The sequence below is a fragment of the Mycobacterium sp. URHB0021 genome (genome assembly GCF_054057895.1).
On the sequence record NZ_JBSRZT010000002.1, the window covers coordinates 6,292,257 to 6,311,231 of the forward strand.

Consider the following 18,975-nt stretch of genomic DNA (forward strand, 5'->3'; position numbering starts at 1 on the left):
CTAATCAGGAGATCGCGATGGCGTGGTGCCACCCGAGACACCGTCTCCTGCGGTGCTGTGCCGAGACAGACCGGCACCGTTAGCGCCTTCGCTCTGGGGTGATTGCCGTATCGGAGGCGCCCCACCCCGCGTTCTCACACGCGGTCCACCAGTTGTTCGCGATCCGCCATCCACTGCCGCAGCATTGCCAGTGAAGGCCTGCAGCCGACGTCGGGCGTCTCCTGAAGGCGGTGGGTCCAGGACGGCCGCGGCATTCGCAATCGTTGCCGCGGTTGTTGGGGCGCCGTGCAGTCCTGCCCGAGGGAGGCCTTCGCCGCGATCGGGACTGAGGCGTGTTTGCCCTGTAGCGGTGCCCTCAAGCGCGGGGAAGCTGGCGTCGTAGTGGTTTCCGTTCCTGTAAAACACCCTGATGCTGCGGCCGCCCTCTTGGCCCACGTGGGGTAACGCGTGGCCGACCTGGTGCACCTGCACCCCGAGGGTGTGAGCCACCAACAACGCAAAAGTGTCACCGAACGGTCCGCGCCAGCCAACCTGCTCGTTTGACCAATCACCAAGCGCGAGAAGCAAGTCTGTGTATTCATCCCATGTGAAACGATGCTGGCTGACGGAAAGCACTGCCGCACGCAATTCCGCCTCGTTGAGTTGGCTGACCATTGGCACCGCATGGCGATTCTGCAAGTACACGAACTGAGCCAGCGTGCCCCGCGGCGGATCGCCATCGACTTGGCCGTGCCCGCCGAGGCCCACCTCCGACCGCGCCTGACGACGCGCATCCCGACGGTTCATCGGCGGCAACGGTGGCTGCGCCGACTCGTCGCCATCCTGGGTCAACTGACTGACGCGCTCCTCGATGTAGCGCGCATGCAAGCCATCGCTACCCAACCAAATCGGCTGCTGCACCGAATCATTTGAATTCACGCCTAATTCATCCAGCCGGTTCACCAGGTCCGTCCGGGAAGCGCTGGCCACCCAGCTCTGCAGTGCCCCCGCAGGCTGATGGCCCCGGAAGACTGCTGCGACGTCGCCGGGTAATCCGGCGCGTCCGCGATCGAAGACGAAGTCCAACACCTGGCCATGCAGTGCTTGGCTGGCCAGGTCCAGCGCCGCTCTACCAGGCCCGTCCGCGCTCAAGGAACCGGTGCGGGCCTGCGCGACTATGGCTGCATGTGCGCGGCGGGCATCGGACCCCGGCGCCCATGCGGCCGGCCAATGCTCGGGCGGTGTGCCGACCACCACCGAGTACAACAAATCCCACCCATCCTCGGGCATCGCCACGAGCTCACCGGACCGCCAGGCCACCCTCGGGTGCTGTCCGGCGGAACCGATGTCATCGGGTCCGGTCGCTTGGCTAGTCGTTGTGTCAGCGGCATGAGATCCGTCTAGGGCGGGGATCGCCGGGCGAGGAGGCTCGTCTGCGGGCGCCTCCCCCGGCGCATCGGGGGACGGCGCACGAGAAACATCGCTGCTGGATTTAAACCAGGGTTCGGATCCCCGCAGATCGTCTAATCCGGTTTCCAAATTGCGGCTTTGTCCCCACCGCAGCGCCGCCGTGATCTGATCCAGTGAAAACCCGCCATTGAATAGGTAATGCGCCGCAGGCAATATCACTGGGCGAAACCCGTTGGCGAGTAACAATCTTTGCAAGAGAAGATGCTTATGCAGTCGGCCGTTGCCGTCCTTGAACGGGTGCAGCACGCTCAAAGTGAGCATTACCCGCGCGATCGCACGCAACCGTGCCTGTTCTGAATACGCCAAATCGAGTTCTTTGTAGTACCGCCCGAACGCCTCGTTCACCATCGCCGGCAAGCGCTCTGGTTTGAATCTGAGGGCGAGCTGCAGCTCACCGTCTTCGACCGGATACGCCACGGCGATTAGGTCGTCGCGCGCAATGAAGTCATTCTTTTGGTGGGGCTCGGCGAGTGTGACCAGCGGTCGCCCATCGAGCGTTATCTCCCTCACGTCATCCGCCAGCTCGTTCAGCGTGACCCAGTGGTAGAAGTACTGACCCGGATCCGAAGTACCGCCTACGCCGAAGGGGGAGCGACCAGCGGACTGCGATGTGTGCGTGGTGACGCGCGCATACATCCGGCTGTATTCGTCCCAGTCAAGTCTTCTTCTCAGGACATTGGGGTTGTCCAGCACCGAGCTGTACGCCGACTCCAAATCTGCCTGATAGCCGGCTAACTCATCGATGTCATAGAGTCCGCCCGGGTTGGACCGATCATTCTCCAGCGCTGCTTTGTGATCGACCGCAGTCAAATAGAGCCGCCACCACCTTCCCCGGGGCAGCACGTCGCTGAGCGGCACGGGAACTGGCGCGGGATCCCAATACCTGTTCCAGATGCTGCTCGCCGTCGTTCCCACCGGCAGCCATCGTGCCCAGCGGTCGGGTCCCTCTTCCGGCTCCGTCTCAGCGGCCAGGCGTTCCAGCCAGCTACGAACCGCTCGGCTGCGGTTGAGAATGTCCTTAGCCGTCTCGCGCGCCTCGGGAAGATCGAACGACCGTGGCGTATTCCAATTTGACGGTGCTGGTGCGCGTACGGCTTGGCCCAGCCATCCCGGGGACTGCCGCATCGGAACCAGACCGAAAGTGTCGTCCAAAGACGTCGTCAAATCGTGGTTTTGCCCCCAAGCCAACGCTGTGGCGATGTGCTCCAACGAGAACCCGCCCGAGAACATGTATGACGTCGCAGGCAGGATGACCGGGCGGAATCCGTTGGCCAGCAACAACCTCTGCAGAAGTAGGTGGACGTTGATCCAAGGGTGGCTATCGGGAAAGACTTGCATCACGTGCAGTGTGCGCACCAGTTGGGCGATGGCACGTAGTCGTGCTTGTTCAGAAGTCGCGGCGCGGATGTCATTGTGATAGCGGATGAAGACTTCATCCACTAATTTCGGCAACTCGCGTGACGAGTATGCAGGTACCAGACTGAGCCGTCCTTCGAACTCGACGGCCACGACAAGGCTGTGTTTTTCGGCTCGATGGACGTCTCTGAGTGAAGCGACAGGCATCACCACGAATCGGTCGCCGACGGATTCATTTGCCCAGTCGTCGGCCAGCGCGGTAGTACCGGTATCCAGCGCAGCGGGGTTCTCGCGGCCTCCTGTCGAGATATTGCCGTCGTGGCCAGTCGCCGCTCTATGCATCGAGAGGTACCCGCGCCATCGGATCGGCTGCGTCAGCGCTTGGAGGTTGTCGAGCACCGATCGGTAGGCCGCTTCCATTCGAGCACCAATAAATCCCTGGGGGATGTGGTTGTACGCCGAACCGGGATCGTCCTGGTTCTTGTGCTGCGCAGCGGCGTGGTCGTCGCTGTCCACATACAACCGCCACCAATGGTGCGCATCCAATACCTGACTGAGCCGAACTGGATTTCGTGGCGGCACATTTTGCGGGTCAGCCGGGGTAAGTGACTCCAGCCAGGATTGCACGCGCGCATTGTCGGCAAGGACCTGGAACCAGGAAGTGTCACGAGTACCGGCGCTCCGGGCATCGTATGAGGTCCATCCGGTGAAATCGCCACGCCCTTCGGTGACGAGCTCGTCGTCGCCGAGAACCGTGGTGCCGAGCCTGTGCAGTCGCCGGGCCAGAGCCTCTAAACGACGGCGTTTTTGGGCCGCGTCGGCGCCACTACCGAGGCGATCATTGTCAGGCGTCCATGAGTCGTCGGGATTCTCGGCCGCGTCGAGCGGCGCCTCATCCGAGCCCGCCCCATGAACTCCCCCACGTGCGCGGTCTTGGCGCCTCGGTTGCGCCATTCCGGGTGTGGTGGTTGTCGGCGGATCCAACAGCCCCGCCACACCCGATCCCGGGTGCACCGAAACATCACCCGCCGTAACCACCACCCGCGCCGGGTCACCCAGATCAACCTGAAGCAACCGCCCTCGATCATCAACCAGCACACGCAACGAACCCTCAAGCTGCGTAGGCAATCCCCCATCACCTGCCCGCAACGACGCCGCAGTTGTCCGCTCAACGAAATCAACGATCGGAACAGCAGAGCCGCGGTACTGCGTCTCCACCATCACCAGGCCGTCGTCGTGCTCCCGGCGCGACACCAGAACCATGTGCATCGGCTGTCCCGGCCGGTCCACCCACACCGGAGTCACCGCACCCCGGCGCAGGCTGGCAAGCCCACCGACACCGTCCACCCGCTCGAACCGCCCACCCAACCGCGCAGCCAGCCGGTCAACGGGCCGCATATCACCGTCGATAGACCGCGCAGCCCCCACATCATGTCGCGGTGGCGAACTCATCGCCGTCACATCCCCACCCAACAGATTCGCGATAGCGCGATCGACCCGAACCACGCAATCTGCCAGGTCTCCCTCCCACGGACCCAACGACTCAACCGCCGCCTCCACCCGCCCAACCGAGGACTCTTCAACGGAACTGGGCTCATCGTGGTGCTCGTCGGGCTCTGGACCGATGAGCTGGAGGGCCGCAGGGGTCCCGGCAAGGGGCCGACCGGCCCGAATCAGCACATCCAGCTCGCGAGCTGCCGACGGCACACCCGAGCTCCACCGATCGGCCCATTTTTCCGCCAGTTCACCCAAGCTCATCTGCTCTGGTGTTGGGCTCCGATCACGCCCGCCAATGACTTCGCTGCGTCCGGCAGGAGTAGAAGAATCCAGTTCATTGGGCGGCCGATCCGACTGAATCGGCTCCGTCGTCGCCGGTCCGTCGTGGCGCCAATGACGCTCGATGAGCGGGGTGGTCCGCGCGCCCATCGCCGCCACAATCTGAGCCGCCTGCTCATCAACACCCGAGCGAAGATCCGCCGACGTGGCACCGGTCTTCCACAACTCCCCCCACTCCGCGGCCACGTCCTCGAAAGCCACGTAACGGAACTGCGGGTGTTGGCGCACCCCCGCAACAAGCAGGTCCAGGTGTTGACCCAACCTGATGCCGGCAAGACCCGCCCGAGTCGATAAATCCATCCACCGAAGCTGAGACTGCAACGACTGCTCGGCATGCCGGACCTGCTCGGCAGTCACCCACGCCAGCCCCACCTGCTGGCGCACCTGCTCAACCACAACATCAAGCTCGTCACTGCTCAACGCCGACGCAGGCCGGATCGCGCGAACCAGCACATCCAGGTCGTGCGCAGCGTCCGCTGCGCCCGAAGTCCACCGATCCGCCCAATTCGACTGCTTGGCACCGGTTTCGGGATCGGCGTCATGGTGCTGTTCACGAAGACTCCACGAGGCGGACGGAGTTTGAAGTAGCCGCTCGAGTTCTGCGCGCCGCTGGCCCGGAGTCAAAGACTCCAGCCCAGCCTGAGGGATCTGGTCCGCCGTCGCCGGTCCGAGCGTGCCGCCAATGACGTTCGATGAGCGGGGTGGTCCGCGCGGCCATCGCCGCCACAATCTGGGCCACCTGCCGATCGACGTTCGATGGATCATCAGACCACGTGGCTCCGGTCTTCCACAGCTCCGCCCACTCCGCGGCCACGTACTCGAACAACAGGTTGCCCATGCCCGGGTGTTGGCGCACGCCTTCAAAGAGCCGGTCGAAGTGGTTGGTCAGTCTGTCGATGATCAGTCCGACCCGATGCGGCAGAGGCAGCCAGCGGACCCCGGGCGGCGACAATGTCTGCTCGGCATGCTGCACCTGCTCGGCAGTCACCCAGCCTAATACGACGTTTCGGCGTACCGCACTGATTACATCCTCGAGCATTTGACCGCTCAGCGTCGGTGCGGTCACCGGCAGCCCCGGCGCAGGCCCACCCACGTCGCGATTGAGTTCCTGAAGCTCTTCGGTGTCGCCGGCGCGGCGATCAAATCGGCCGCGAGTCCGACGTTCTTCTGGCTGGTGCCTTTCTCCGAGGATGTTGTTCAAGCCGAACTCGGCGGCGTAGTGCATCGCGTTCTTGCCAGCACGTTCGCCGAGCCTGTTCCCTATTCGGCTGGCGGCAATTCGCAACCGTGTAAAGCTCAGATCGGCGTACTCGTGGGGTGAGGACGACCAGTGTGCCAACTGCATCAAGGCCCCCGCCACCACGCCCAGAGCATCGTCGTCCATGCGGTTGGCAAGGCGGGCCTGGTTCCAGAGAGGGTTTCCGTGCGGACGAGGCGCCACCAACCCCGAGGTCAAAACCAGATCGCCGGGCGCAAAGAACTCAGCTTCGCGCGCCCCAATCGTGATGGCGCCGGCGGTGCGTCGAACCCTTACTGTCGGGTTCGGGTTCGATCCGGCGTCGCCGGCCTGGACGGACACGGCGCGGTGATACCGGGGCAGATGCACATTGATCACGTTCCGGCGGCCCGGCAGGTTCACGCCGCTCTTTTGCAGCAGCAACAACGCTCGCGCGACCAACTCGCGGCGGCCCGCGGCGGTGTCATCACTGGCCATGGAGTAGAACCGCACGCGCACCCCGGCGTACTCCTGCTCCTCCACCTCCCACGGCGAGTCCGGATTGCCGTCCGAATGCAATCCACCGTCGTGGGCTCGACGCTGCAGGAACATCGATAGCTCCGGATGGTCCGAAAGCTGCTCAGGGGTGAAAGAATTGGCGGTTATGGCGTCGTCGTCGTCAAAGCCGGTAAGCGTGACACCGCCGCGGTAGCGCAAATTCACCAGTGCCTGCCGCAAGTTCGACTGTTGCTGGCGCAGATATACAACCAACGCCTCGTCCGACAGCCGTCCATCGGGCTGACGCTCAAAACCTGTCAGGAAGTCGAGTTCCGGGTCGTGATAGCGCAGTCCGGATTGGTTCGGATGGTCACGCGAGACTCGCCGTTCCAACCCCGGCGCAATCTCGTTGTACGCCGATTCATGTGGATCCGAATCATCAGATCGGTACATCAATGACGGGACTGCGCCGTCCGCGGCCGCAAGCCGACGAGGCAGCCACTGCACCGTCGGCGGCACATAGACTCCGAGCTCCTTGAACCGCTGCCGCTCAGCATCGGTCAGCTGGATGACACCCCACTGAACAAAATCCAGAACTTCCAGCATGTCCGGAGACAATTCCGGCGGCGTGGTCGGCGTCGTGGTTTCGACATCGGTCGGGCGGTGAACATCGGGGAGCAGATGGCCACGGAATGCCTCTAGTTGAACCTCTGCGCTTCTCGTCGGTGGCACCCCCAGCTCGGCTGAGGCGGGCTCATACGTGGTATCCAGAGTCGTTGTCGCCCTGGTGATGTTCCAGCCGCCATCGCTGGGGTCAGGGCCAGGGCGGCCGCGCTGAATGTCAGCGCTCTCATCCATGGCGTGATCACCCGCGGCCAATGTCGCATCGGCGGGCGCTGCTGCACCGACAGTCCGCAGCGTGCTCTCGCTATTGCCTGCCGGCGGTACATCCAGCTCAGCTGAAACGTGAGCAGGCGTGATGGTCGGATCGGAGATGTCAGCGGGCGTCATACCAAGTGCCAGCGGGTGCGGCATGGTCGACACCGGTCGCGATGCCTCCAACACCGCCAGCGCGGCGGCCAGCGTCGATTCAATATGCGGCGTGCGTCGAACCCCGGACAGCGGAACTCCGACGAAATCATCGAGCTGAATCTCGGCGCTTCCCCGCGGCGGTGGCGCGAGCCCGGCGGACACGTCATGTGCTGTAGTGGCGGCGGTGGTCGTCGTCGCGCTGGTGATGGCAGCGGCGATGCGCGCACGGCCGGATCGGGACACCGGTTCTTGGCCGCTGGGGGGTGGCGCATAGCGAGCGCGATCAGGGCCAGCGCCCTCGAGGTCGGTGTCCCCACCGCCGGAATCCGATCGTTGATCAACGACGGGATGCTCGGCCATCGCATCCACATTCACCGAATCACTAGGATCGCCAACAGCATCCGCACGATCCTCGACGTGAGCGGAACTTGTGGACTCGGCGCGGCGGGTCGGGGGCGAGCCGGTTTCATCACGATGCCCGCTAGCTCCGCCAGTCACATCAGACGGCGCTCCGGAAGTCGAATCATTTTCACCTTCAGCAATTTTCATTGCCTTATTGGAGTTTGCCGCCTGCTCTTCTCGGGGGAGTTCGGTTGTCGGCTCGGAGGCGGGCGGCAGGCTGGCCTCGTAATGGTTGTGGCCGTTGTAGTACACGCTGATGTTGCGTGCACCCTCGGGGCCCACCGGGGAGGACTGACTGCCATTTCGGTGCACCTGCACCTGAACCTGCAGGGCGTGGGCAATCAAGACGGCAAACGTGTCTCCGTAGCGCCCTCTCCATCCCTCGCCCGACCACTCCTGCACCGCCGCAAGCAGTTCCGAGTACTCTTGCTCCGTAAACCGGTGAGCGCTGCTCTCCCTCACCGCCGTCGACAACTCTGCAGGGCGCAACTGTCCCACCGTCGGCACCACCCCGCGGTCCCGCAGATACTCGAACTGGGAACGCAAACTCAACGCGTTGCCATCATTACGCCCCTGAGCACCGAAACCCGCCTCGGCTCGCGCCCGCACTATCGCACGCACCACTGATGGCCGTGTCGACGCGTCGCCCTCTGTGGTCAGTTGCCGCATACGCTCGTCGATGTAGCGTCTCTGCAGCGCGCCTGCGGGCAGCCAGTTCTCGTCCTCGATCACATGGTCGTCCGCCAGTCCCAGCTCGGTGAGCCTGGCCCGCAACTGCGCCTCACTGGCACGGGCCAACCAGCGATCCAGTTGACGAACGTCCTGGGTACCGCGAACCGTGGCCGCGACATCGCTGGGCACCCCGTCCCGACCGCCGGCCATCAACGACCAGATCACCCGTGCCTGCAACGCCTCGACGGCGTGATCCAGCGCCTGCCTTCCGGCCCCGACTGGCTCACCGCCCCACAAACCGCCGGCACGGGCCTCCGCCACGATGGCCGCATGCGCGCTGTGCGCATCCATCGACCCCACCCACTCGGCAGGCCACTGCTCCGGCGGAGTACTGATCACCACCGAATACAACAAGCACCACCCATTGCCGAGCACCGCCAACCGCTCACCCGCCGGCCCCGCGGCCCGCACACGGCTCGGCCCGGCCACAGTAGCGTCGTCAACCGAAATGTCACCCTGAGTGGGCGCAGTCGTGTCGGTCGCGCGATCGACACCAACGCTCTTGATATCGGTTGGAGGTCCGGTGACCGGATCGGGTTCTGCGACAGGAGAAATCGCCGTCCCCTCGCCTGAAGTCTCGGAATCTTCGTTCGCCGCCCGGTGGGCGCCCCCGGTCTCGGCATGGTCTGCCGAAGTGCCGTCACCAGCCGGGGATACCGACACCGCGTTGGTTTCTGTGATTTCGGTGCGCCGATCCGGCACCGATGACGATTCGGAATGCTGGATGACCGTCCCATGCTTGGAAGTTGCTCCCTGCGAAACAGATTGATCACCAGCGCGTGGGGCTGGTACTTCAGTTTGTATTATCAGCCCGGCATGCGCGTCATCACTGTCTACAACCCGCGTCTCCGACTCCGGGATCAGCAGCGGCGCATGGACATCCACTTCCGGCAGCACCTTGCTGTCGTCCCCGTCGTGGACAGTTAGTTCGATATCGAAGGTCGCGTCGAAGGCAACATAGCCGAGCTGGAACTTGCCGTGGGCAGCGACTTTTGCGGCTTCGGAATGGGACGCACCGGAGCGCCAACGTCGACCGATACCACCTCCCGCCAGCACGACGCCTTTGAATGCGGGTGATTTGACCTGAAGGCCGAGCAGCGTCCGCCAGCCCAAGTCGAAGGTCGTACTCGTCTGAGTGGTCTGAATCCGGTTGACCTCATTGAGCACGTTGACCCATGCACCTGAATACTCGGTCAGCGCGCGGCCGAGATGGCGAACACGGGCAGTGCCCGTGATACGGAGCGACCCGAGGCGCAGCAGCTCGACCTCTTCACCTCTGGTCATAGCTGGCAGATGCTGTCGTAGCTGCATGTGGCGCAAATGTGGTTGGGCGCCGGTGAGGACCCGTGCAACGTGTTGGTATATCTCGGAAGTGGGATCGTCATTCAGCGCATCGAGGGTTCGCCGACGGAACGATTCGCCCATGATCGTGCCGACGATGGAATCATCGCTGAGCCCGCGCAACGGCAGGCCGTCGTCGCCGTAGCCAGACGGGCTCCGATCGTGGCTCCTTTGAACGATCCCGGCGCGCGGCACGCGTCGTTCATGGGCTTGCGTGCCTGTCTGCGTTTCCCGGACGATGACGTTGACTCGAGCTTCGCCGACGCCGCGGATTCGTTCTCCCGACTGACCGAGCGGTCGACTCATGTCGGCGTGGACGGTGGCCGTCCCCACCTGGGTCAGCTGCTTGCCCTTCAGCCGAAGGTAGCGACCCGAAGTTGTGTTATTGGCGCGAGTGTTTCGCGTCTCGGAGCCGCCACCGATGTCCGTGCGACCGAATAGGAGAGCCGCTGCGTCGGCCACGTAGTCACCGAGGAGTTCCGACAGATAGTTGGTCACGGCCGCGGGTATGAAAGGGATGTCCGCGAGGGACCGTTCAACCTGGCCCTGGACGTAGCCTTGCCCGGACTGTCGGGAACCACTCGATACGCCGGCGTTGTGAATGTCTACGCCACCGTAGTAGAACTCACTGCTCGCAGGAGAATCCGCGCTGGCCAACGAGTCGATGTTGGCACCGACCACGACCTTGCCGCCCTCCACCGACTTCAAGTTGATGGTCGTGGTCCTGCCGCGACTGAACCGACCCAGAGCGCGGTGGACATCCATCGTCGCGATGTAGTCGGCCAGCTCGGCTCGCACTGCGGGCCAGTCGTCCCCGAAAACGTCAATGCCTTCGGCGGCCATCGAATCCAAGATGTGGTCACCCACGGCTCCGCCGCGCGGAGCAAGGCGTCGTTGGACGCTGGATCCGGGCTCATCGTCTGCCGATGGGTCCGATGATCGATGAGGCCAGACCTTGGCGACCACTTGCGTGGCGCTCAGCTGCGGCCTTGTCGTCACGGCGCCGGTCGAGGCGTCGACGGTTGTGGTCGGATCATTTTCGGAATACGCGAAGACACCGGCGAGTCGTACCGGCGCGGGAGCGAGCGGTAGCGCCGGCCGGTCGGTGCCCGAGTACTCGTAGGTGATGTCGAAACGGATCGGCTGCCGGAACAAGTTGTGCGGCTCGGTCGTCTTCACGCGTTCCGGTGCGCGGATCTCACCGCCGCCTGCGATTGCCGCACCACGCGGGTCTCCCACCCGCGGAACGCTCGATCTCAAGCCCGGCGCACCGGGCTTGACGGACTGGGTGGTCAACACCTGGCCCGTCACGGAGACGGGCGGGATCTTGAATTGGTCTCGGACCCCACGGACTTCATCCGTCTGATTGGCGTAGGTGTGCGTCGCGGATGACTGCGATTCGGTGACGAAATCCGCTTCGAATGTCGCTGCCCGACTGACGAAGTCTGCACCGGGCTCGCGCACAGGACGCACCTTGACGGTGAGCGTGCCGTCGCCCGCTGGAACTCCGTGAGTCCATTCCGTACCCGACTCGTGGGTCAGCCGCGCAGCCAACACCTCGTGGCCGTAATGCTGCGACAGGTCAGCAATCGCCGCGTCGAGATCGCTTCCCAGTGCTGGCGCGAGGTCATCGCGCATCGCCTCCAGCAGACCTGACTGCGGATCGAGCCCCACGAGCATGTCGGACGGATGCCAGTAAGGCAGGGAGGCCCGCTCGGGAGGTTGCGGCGGATTTCTCGGCGGCTCAGGGTCTTTCCACTCCCCCCGCAGCTGCAGAATGTGCGAAGCCGCGGGTCGGAAGACGGGAGCGAAGGTGCCGTAGCTGTTCTGAGGCCTGCTGAGCAATGGGGTTCTGCTATTGCTTGCTTGGTCGCCTCCAGCGCTGACCGGTCGAACGAGGCCGGGTGGAGACAACCGCAGGCCGAGGACCTTTTCGAACCAGCCCGGGCCATTTTCACTCCCAAATGCTCTCGGGGAGAACGGATTTCTTGGCAGCGGCGCTTTGTCAACCGGGTCTGGGGCAACCTTCAGTCGCGGTCTTTCAACGAAACCTCCGGGGTGGCTTCGGGTGAAGGTCGGCGGCAACACGTGTTCGTGTATTTGTGGCGCTCGCAATTCAGAGAGCGGAATTGCGATATCGACGAAGAACAACCCAGACTCGTGAACGGTCTTGTTGGAATTAGTCATCCAGGCGTCCAAACGCACCCAGCCACTGAATACCGCCATCGGCTGATCGAACTTCGCGGTAACAGCGACCCGTTCCTGACGGCGCATTCGGTCGCCGTCGCCGTAGGTGGTCTGTGTGCGGCCGTGGCTCATTTCAGACACCGGTCTGCCGAGATTGTCGTCGCGTCGGCCGAGCACTCCCTGGCTCGAATGTTGTTTGGCTGTGCTGACAGCGGTCGCCTTACCGGCAGTGAATTCATAACTCGGGCTCGACAGCGGCTCGACCACCCGGTCGAACGTCAATTCCTCGAAGTCGGCGGTGACGAAAGCTTTGGATCCGGCCCCGGCGAAGTCGAGGTGGCTCAGCGGGCTGTGTTGGCTCATGGCGGGCAACGCACTGCTCAGAGCGTCGATGTTGTATCGCGCCAACACATTCGACCGGACGTCAGGCGTCCATCCCGAGCCGAAGACTCTGCGGCCCATTGACTCGAGCGTGCCACGGAATCCGCTGATATCCAGGTTCATGACCCGGTCCATGCTGCCCAGTCCGCGCAAACCGCTGCGCGCAGAGGTCGGCCACGTCGGTGGTTTGTCCACCGAATTGCGGTCCGGTTGCGGCCCGTCACCCCAAATCCGTTCGGGGGGCGCCCACACCTCTTCGCCCTTGTAATTGGATTTCGGCTTGGTCTGCGGGTTACCGGATTTTGGCTCGGTCTCGGGGTTACCAGACTTTGGCTTTGGCTTCGGGCCCTCCATCAACGCTCTGAACTGCGCACGCGTCTCATGTACAGCGCCCTGAACCTGGTGCCCATCACTCGGGGGCGCGTGCAATTCGAAGCGCAACCGCGCCTGACCGTTAGCAGCTTGCCCGGGGACCGGAAGCTTCATACTGATGCGACTGCGGTACTGGCGATTGTCTGTGTCGCCCTCGGTCTGAGTATCGGTACGGACCCCGTTCAGTCCGGTGACCACGGCACCGGGTTGGAGAGGACCAAGCTCGGGCGCCCCTGTCTCGAGGGCTCCGTCCTCGAGTGCTCCGTCCTCGAAGGCTCCGTCTTCGCCGTCTGCCCAAAGTTCTAGGGCTGCGTCCTCGGCGCCATCATCTTCACCGGCGTCATCCTCAACCCAGTTGTGCTGCCGGTACCGGCCAGGCGTCGGCTTCTGTTTCGCAATGCTGCGTGTGACCTGCCGGGTTCGGACAATATCGGTTTCTGTTCCGAAGTGGAACTCGGACTTCTTGGTCTCCCCGGTTACCTCCAGAATCGGCTTCTCGGGTTGCGTATCAGGCGAAGTCTCTACGCGTCCCGCCGACGGCGATTGACGCAACGCACTGGTATCCGAGGGGGTGTCGAGCGGCTCGACGAATGCATGGATCTCGATTCGGGCGCCTGGAATGCCCTGGAATTCATAGACCATGGGCTGCTTGTTCGTCATCCCGGGCAGATTGGCCTGCAGCGTCTCCACAGCCAGCCACTGCTCGACTTCGCTTCGCGCCAAATCGCTGTCGGCGCCGTATGCCTTGACAAACGCCTCCAGCATCGGCTGGCTGGCCAGAAACTCCTCGATCGTTATCCGCTGTCGTCGTGACTGACCCGCTTCCGATCCAGATGGATGAGTGCCATCAGCGTCGTCATCGCGCATCAACGACAAGTTGGTGACGTGGGTGGCACCGGTCAACGCGCGAGTTGTCGATACCCTCCGCATTGCAGGGGAATCGGAAGTCGCTACGGCAGTCGGTACGACGTCACGACTCGGAACGGCTACCCGCATGCGGTAGAGGACGTCGTCGGTGTGGCTCTGCGCTCCGTCTATACGGTAGGTAGTCGTTGTGTGGAGATCTCCCTCGAAGCGCGTTGCAGGCTCGACCGTTTTGTGCCGACTGACTTGTCGATCGGTTCGTTGGCCGGTCAACCTCGAGTCGTTGCCCCACGTTCTGAAGAAGTACGGCGTGTCGGCGATCCTGTCGCGGATTTGGGCGAGGTTGCCCCGGATGCCGAGGAAGGACGTGTCACGGCGTCCGCCAAACGAGGCGGTGGTGGTCGAAGGGTCGGCAATGCCTTCGAACTCGTATTCCTTCTCTGTGTTCTTGAACCGCAGACGAGAGTCGGTGTGGCGGCCATCCACCCTGAATTCGATCGTCAGGGTTCTGTTACTCGGCGACGGAAGAACTGCGTCGCTCTCCAGGTCGATTACGTAAATTATCGGACGTCCGCCGCGTAACAATCCCGTGATCTCCGGTCGAAGCGCATCGTCGCTGAACATCTCTTCGATCTGCGACTTGTGGTTCTCCCAAGCTGCCTCCCCGCCACTTTGCTGCCTCACGAAGGCTTCGATGTTTGCGAGAGTTCGGTTACCGGAGGCGAACTTCTCCATCACGTCCATGCCGCCCAGCACAAGCTTGTCTTCGAATCGGACGGGCAGCGACCGGGACGGGTCGGGCGCCTCACTCGCAACGGCGGGGGAAGCGTCGGCGGCCTGCTGGGAACCGGTCGGCCTGTCGACCCCAGCCTGGTGGACGCTCGAAGCAGCGTGGGTTGTCGGCGAATCCGCGGTTCCGACAGGTGCAGGCGACGTCGAACTGTTCGGCGTGGCCCCTGTGTCGTGCCTCGGCTGCGACGTCGCCTCAACACGGTTGTCCGCATTGGACGCCGGCGCGTCGGCCTTGTCCGCCGTCGTCCAACCACGCGAGGTGTCCCCACCGTTACGCAGGCTGCCATAACGAGAATCAGTCGGCGCATCGATCAGCGCCCGAGCAGTCGAACCCGACTCCGGCGCCGTCACAACAAGTTCCGGACGAGCCCTCCCGTCGCTGTCCACCACCAAAATCCGTGTGGCAAAAGCGGATTCAAGGCGATCTCCGCCGTCCCGCACCCACTGCTCAGGCGACGTCGGCCGAACGCTGGCATTTAACAACTGCTGGCCCACAGGACGCTGCGCGTCAATCCAGAACAACTGCCCATCATTGGTGTGCCGCAACGCAAAAGCATGTCCCTCACCCGACAGCCGGCTCATCAACACAAAGACTGTGCTACCGGGCCCCGCCGCGCGCGCAGCAGCCTCCGCAACCCCCCAATCACCGATACCCACCCACACCGACCCCGGCCCACCGACGTCTACCTCCGCCGCCCGCGACCACCCGCCGGCATCGACCAACCGCACCGCCGTCGCAGAATCCACCATCGCCGATTCATCAACCGTGCCACCCGCACGCACCCCACCCACACCGGAAGACACACCGGCGGGATGGAATTCATCACGCAACCCCACCAACAAATTCACGCAGTCAACATGGTTGTCGTCCGACCCAACCCGCTCGACGGCGTCCCGCAACGCAGCCAACTCCGCGCTCTTATCACCATCCACAGCCACCGACGAATCCGACAGCCCGGCAGCGCCTTCCGAACGGGGCATCGCCAGGGGGCCCGCATTCGTCGGACCGGCAGTCCGCCGTTCGGCCAGCAGGGCACCGATCTGCGTCACCTGCGCAGCAATGTCGGAGTGATCAAACGATTCATCGGCATCGGAGAGAGTGGCCCATGCCTCCACGACGTCCGAGGGACGCGCGCCATACAACTGCTTAGTTCGACGCGCCTCCTTATCAAGCCGTTTCATATGGCCTTGCAGCTCGTCGGCTATCAAACCGGACGTCGCCGGCAGATTGCGCCACCGGTCAAACGGCGCCAGCCGCTGCTCGGCGCGCGCAACCTGACCCTCGGTCACTTGCGCTACGCCAAGCGTTTGGCGGACCCAAGCAGTGACAAATTCAAGCTTGTGTCCCGTCAGCGGCGGCGCCACCACCGGCTGAGCCGCTTCTGTGGGCTCTGGCCCGCCCAGACGCCGATTCAATTGCGCCAGCTGACGATCCTCGTGTGGTGAGAACGTGCGCCCTAACAACTTGGACACCAGGTACTCAGCGACGAACTCACGCGGGCTGTGCAGGGCGTATCCACTGACCTTACGGACCAGGGCGAGCAAGGAATTTCGGAAATTGGTCTGACCAATATCGGCAAAAATTCGCGGGGAGTTGTGCAGGTGCAGCCAGTGCCCCAGCTCGTGCAGAACAGCGCCCAGGGCGTCGTCTTCCAAGCGGTGATTGACCGCGTAGGGCGTTTGCTTTGCGTAATTAAGTGGGCGGGCCTGGGTCTGCCTTGACGTCAAGACGATCTCATCAGGTGCCTCGAACCAGGCGAGTCTCTCGTCATGCCCACGTGTTGAAGGCTTTCCAGTGATCTCCAGTGACCGGTGATAACGAGGTAAGTGCACATGCAGGCGGGGCGGGAGCACGTATCCGCCTGTGCGCAGCAGCGATAAGGCCCGTACGACAAGGTCTCGGCGAGCCTGCGTGTCGTCGCCAACCATCGAATAGAACGTCACCCGAACCCCGGCGTGCTCGAGTTCGTCGAGCACCCACGGCGACTGCGGGTTGCCGTCAGAGCGAGGATTCTCCGTTGGGTTTGGGCGATCCAAGAACAGCTGTAGCTCGGGAATGTCGACGAGAAGTTCAGGCTTGGCGCTGATCAACGTCCGCAGGCCTTCGTCGTCGACACCGCTGACGGAAATCCCGCCGTTCTTGCGGATGTCCGCGAGCTCTTCATGAAGGCGGGATTGTCGTTTCCGCAACAACTCGACTACGGCCGCGTTGGAAAGCTGCCCGTCATCCCGGCGCTGAAACTTGGTGAGATATGAGATGAGCGGCGCCTCGGCAACTTTCGAGTTTCGCAGAGGCCGCCGCTCAACCACGGCGGACAGACCCGGCGCGATCTTGTGGTAGGCCGCCACCAGTCCGTCCAGCCGTGAGCGCCAGAGCCGACCCAGTCCGCTAACGACGTCCCACAGGCTCGCGATCGGCGCGTTCTCTGCGCTCGTGGTCGGCGCGTTCTCGGTGGCCGACAGCGAAACGGGCAGATGCCGCACCGTCGACGGCACAGATATGTTCAGGAGCTTGAACCTTGCGACCTCGTCGGAACTCAGCTCAATCGCACCGAGCTGGACCAGATCGAGGGTCTTTGACATTCCCTCCGGGAGCACGTGCGTTGGCGAGGTTTCCAACTGCTCCAGCAGGGCGTGCAACTCCGCTGCAGTAGCCGCCGACCGGGCCTGATCGAACAGCGGAATCTCACTGTCAACGTGCGCGGTTCCCGCTTCTAGCAGCGGCGTCGCGGCGCCGTCCGGCGCCGGCTGACCGCGAACCGGATCGGACCCTTCCGGGGAAGATCCACCCCGAAGGCGCAGCACCACACGCTGCCGATCCGCGAAACGCTGCGCCGTCAGCTCATCTGAGCGGTGCCACATATACAACACACGCAGTGCAGCCTGCGCACCCGGAGCATCGTGATGCGAGTCCAACCGATACTCATCCTCGGTCAGGACGGCCTCGCTCGGCGACACTGCCCGATGCGCCGGCGACAACCACCGATAGACAGTCTCTAGGCGCCGCCTGAACTCTTGTTCCCCCGCCTTCGCCACCGTCGGGTCGTCTGACTCCGCATCCCTCCTCACCGCCTCCCACTGAGACGGAATCCAGCTCAAATCGGGGTCTTTACCGGCAGGCCGGTCAGTCGGCCGCCCTTCATCACCGGCGTATACCGGCGATTTGGCCGAGTCTTGTTGATAAGCAGCCAGACTCGAGGCCAGATCCGCGTCTGACACCTCACCAGAATCAGACTTACCAAACATCCCCACGGGATCCGCATCCCGGGAAACCGCGACTGCTTCGGCGCCGCCAGTCGCCGACGAATGGGGTTCCGTCGAGCCCCCCGACTTCGGCACCGCCATGACGCCCTCGGCGTGGACGATCGTGAGGGCGGTTGTGGGCTCGCGGCCGGGTCCCGCAAGCGGTAGGCCGACCTTCGGTGCGCGATCGTTGAGCGTTTGCCCGACGTCGGTCTTGTCGAGCGTATCCTCATCACTAACCGGGCGTGCCGGCGACTGTGGCGACGCGGAGTTGCCGGCATCAACGATCACACGGGGCTGATCCGGCTCCGTTGTCGCTGGCGTTTCCGGTCGCGCACTCGGCGAGGGATGAGGCTCGACTTCCGACGTCTCGGCGTTCGCAACAGGAGTCGCCGCGCTTGTGCCATCCCCGCCGCCGCGGTGATGCCAGGGCTCGCGTCCTCGCAGGTCGTCCAACCCCGCTACCAGACTGCGATCTTGCCCCCACTGCAACGCAGTCGTGATCTGATCCAGCGAGAAACCACCATTGAAGAGATAGAGCAACGCGGGCAGGACGACCGGCTGAAATCCATTGGCGAGAAACAGCCTTGGCAGCAACAGATGCATGTGAAGCCGACCGTTGCCGTCCAGGAACGGGTGGAGGATGCTGATTGTGCGCATCACCCGCGCGATCGCGCGCAACTGCTCGTGCTCTGTTCGGGCCTCACCGAGTTCTTCGTAGTACCGCGCGAAAACCTCGTCCACCATACCCGGTAGCCGATCAGGGTCGAGCTGGAGTGCGAGCTTCAAGTCATCGCCGTCGGGATACGCTACGGCCAGCACGTCGGGGCGCAGGAAGACATGAGGGGTCACCCAGTTCACGCGCGTCACCAGCGGGCGCCCGTCCACGATCTCGTTCAGGTCATCGGCCAACTCCGTCAGCGTGACGGAGTGGACGGCCGTGTAGTTTCGATGTACGCGGCGGGTATCGAAGAACCCCGCCTTACCTGCGGACTGGCGAGTGTGCGCGGTGACACGCCGGTACATCCACTCGTAATCGGACCAGTCGATCTTTCGTCGCACCACGTCGGGATCATCGAGCACCGAGCGGTACGCCGATTCCATATCTGCTTGGAAACCAGCGTATTCGTCGCCGTCATACAAGCCGCCCGGATTTGACGGGTCGTATTCCAGCGCGTCCGCGTGATCACGCTCATCCAAGTACAGCCGCCACCACCGCTGAGGTGCCAGCACTTTGCTGAGGGTGAGGGGCCCGCTGCGCGGAGCGCGCGGCG

Annotated in this window: 2 protein-coding genes (1 of these 2 cut by a window edge); both read right to left on the bottom strand. The window is 63.6% G+C overall.

What is annotated here, in order from left to right; genetic code table 11:
• Positions 1 to 5,265: a hypothetical protein gene (locus ACVWWN_RS33305; RefSeq protein WP_457147653.1), complete on the bottom strand. Its 5,265-nt coding sequence runs from the start codon at positions 5,263 to 5,265 to the stop codon at positions 1 to 3.
• Positions 5,192 to 18,975, bottom strand: partial view of a scabin-related ADP-ribosyltransferase gene (locus ACVWWN_RS33310; protein WP_457149498.1) — the final stretch only. The gene runs 27,232 nt beyond the window's last position; the window shows 13,784 of its 41,016 coding nt (coding positions 27,233-41,016); the start codon falls outside the window, past its right edge; the stop codon is at positions 5,192 to 5,194. Before ACVWWN_RS33310 ends, ACVWWN_RS33305 begins: the two co-directional genes overlap by 74 nt.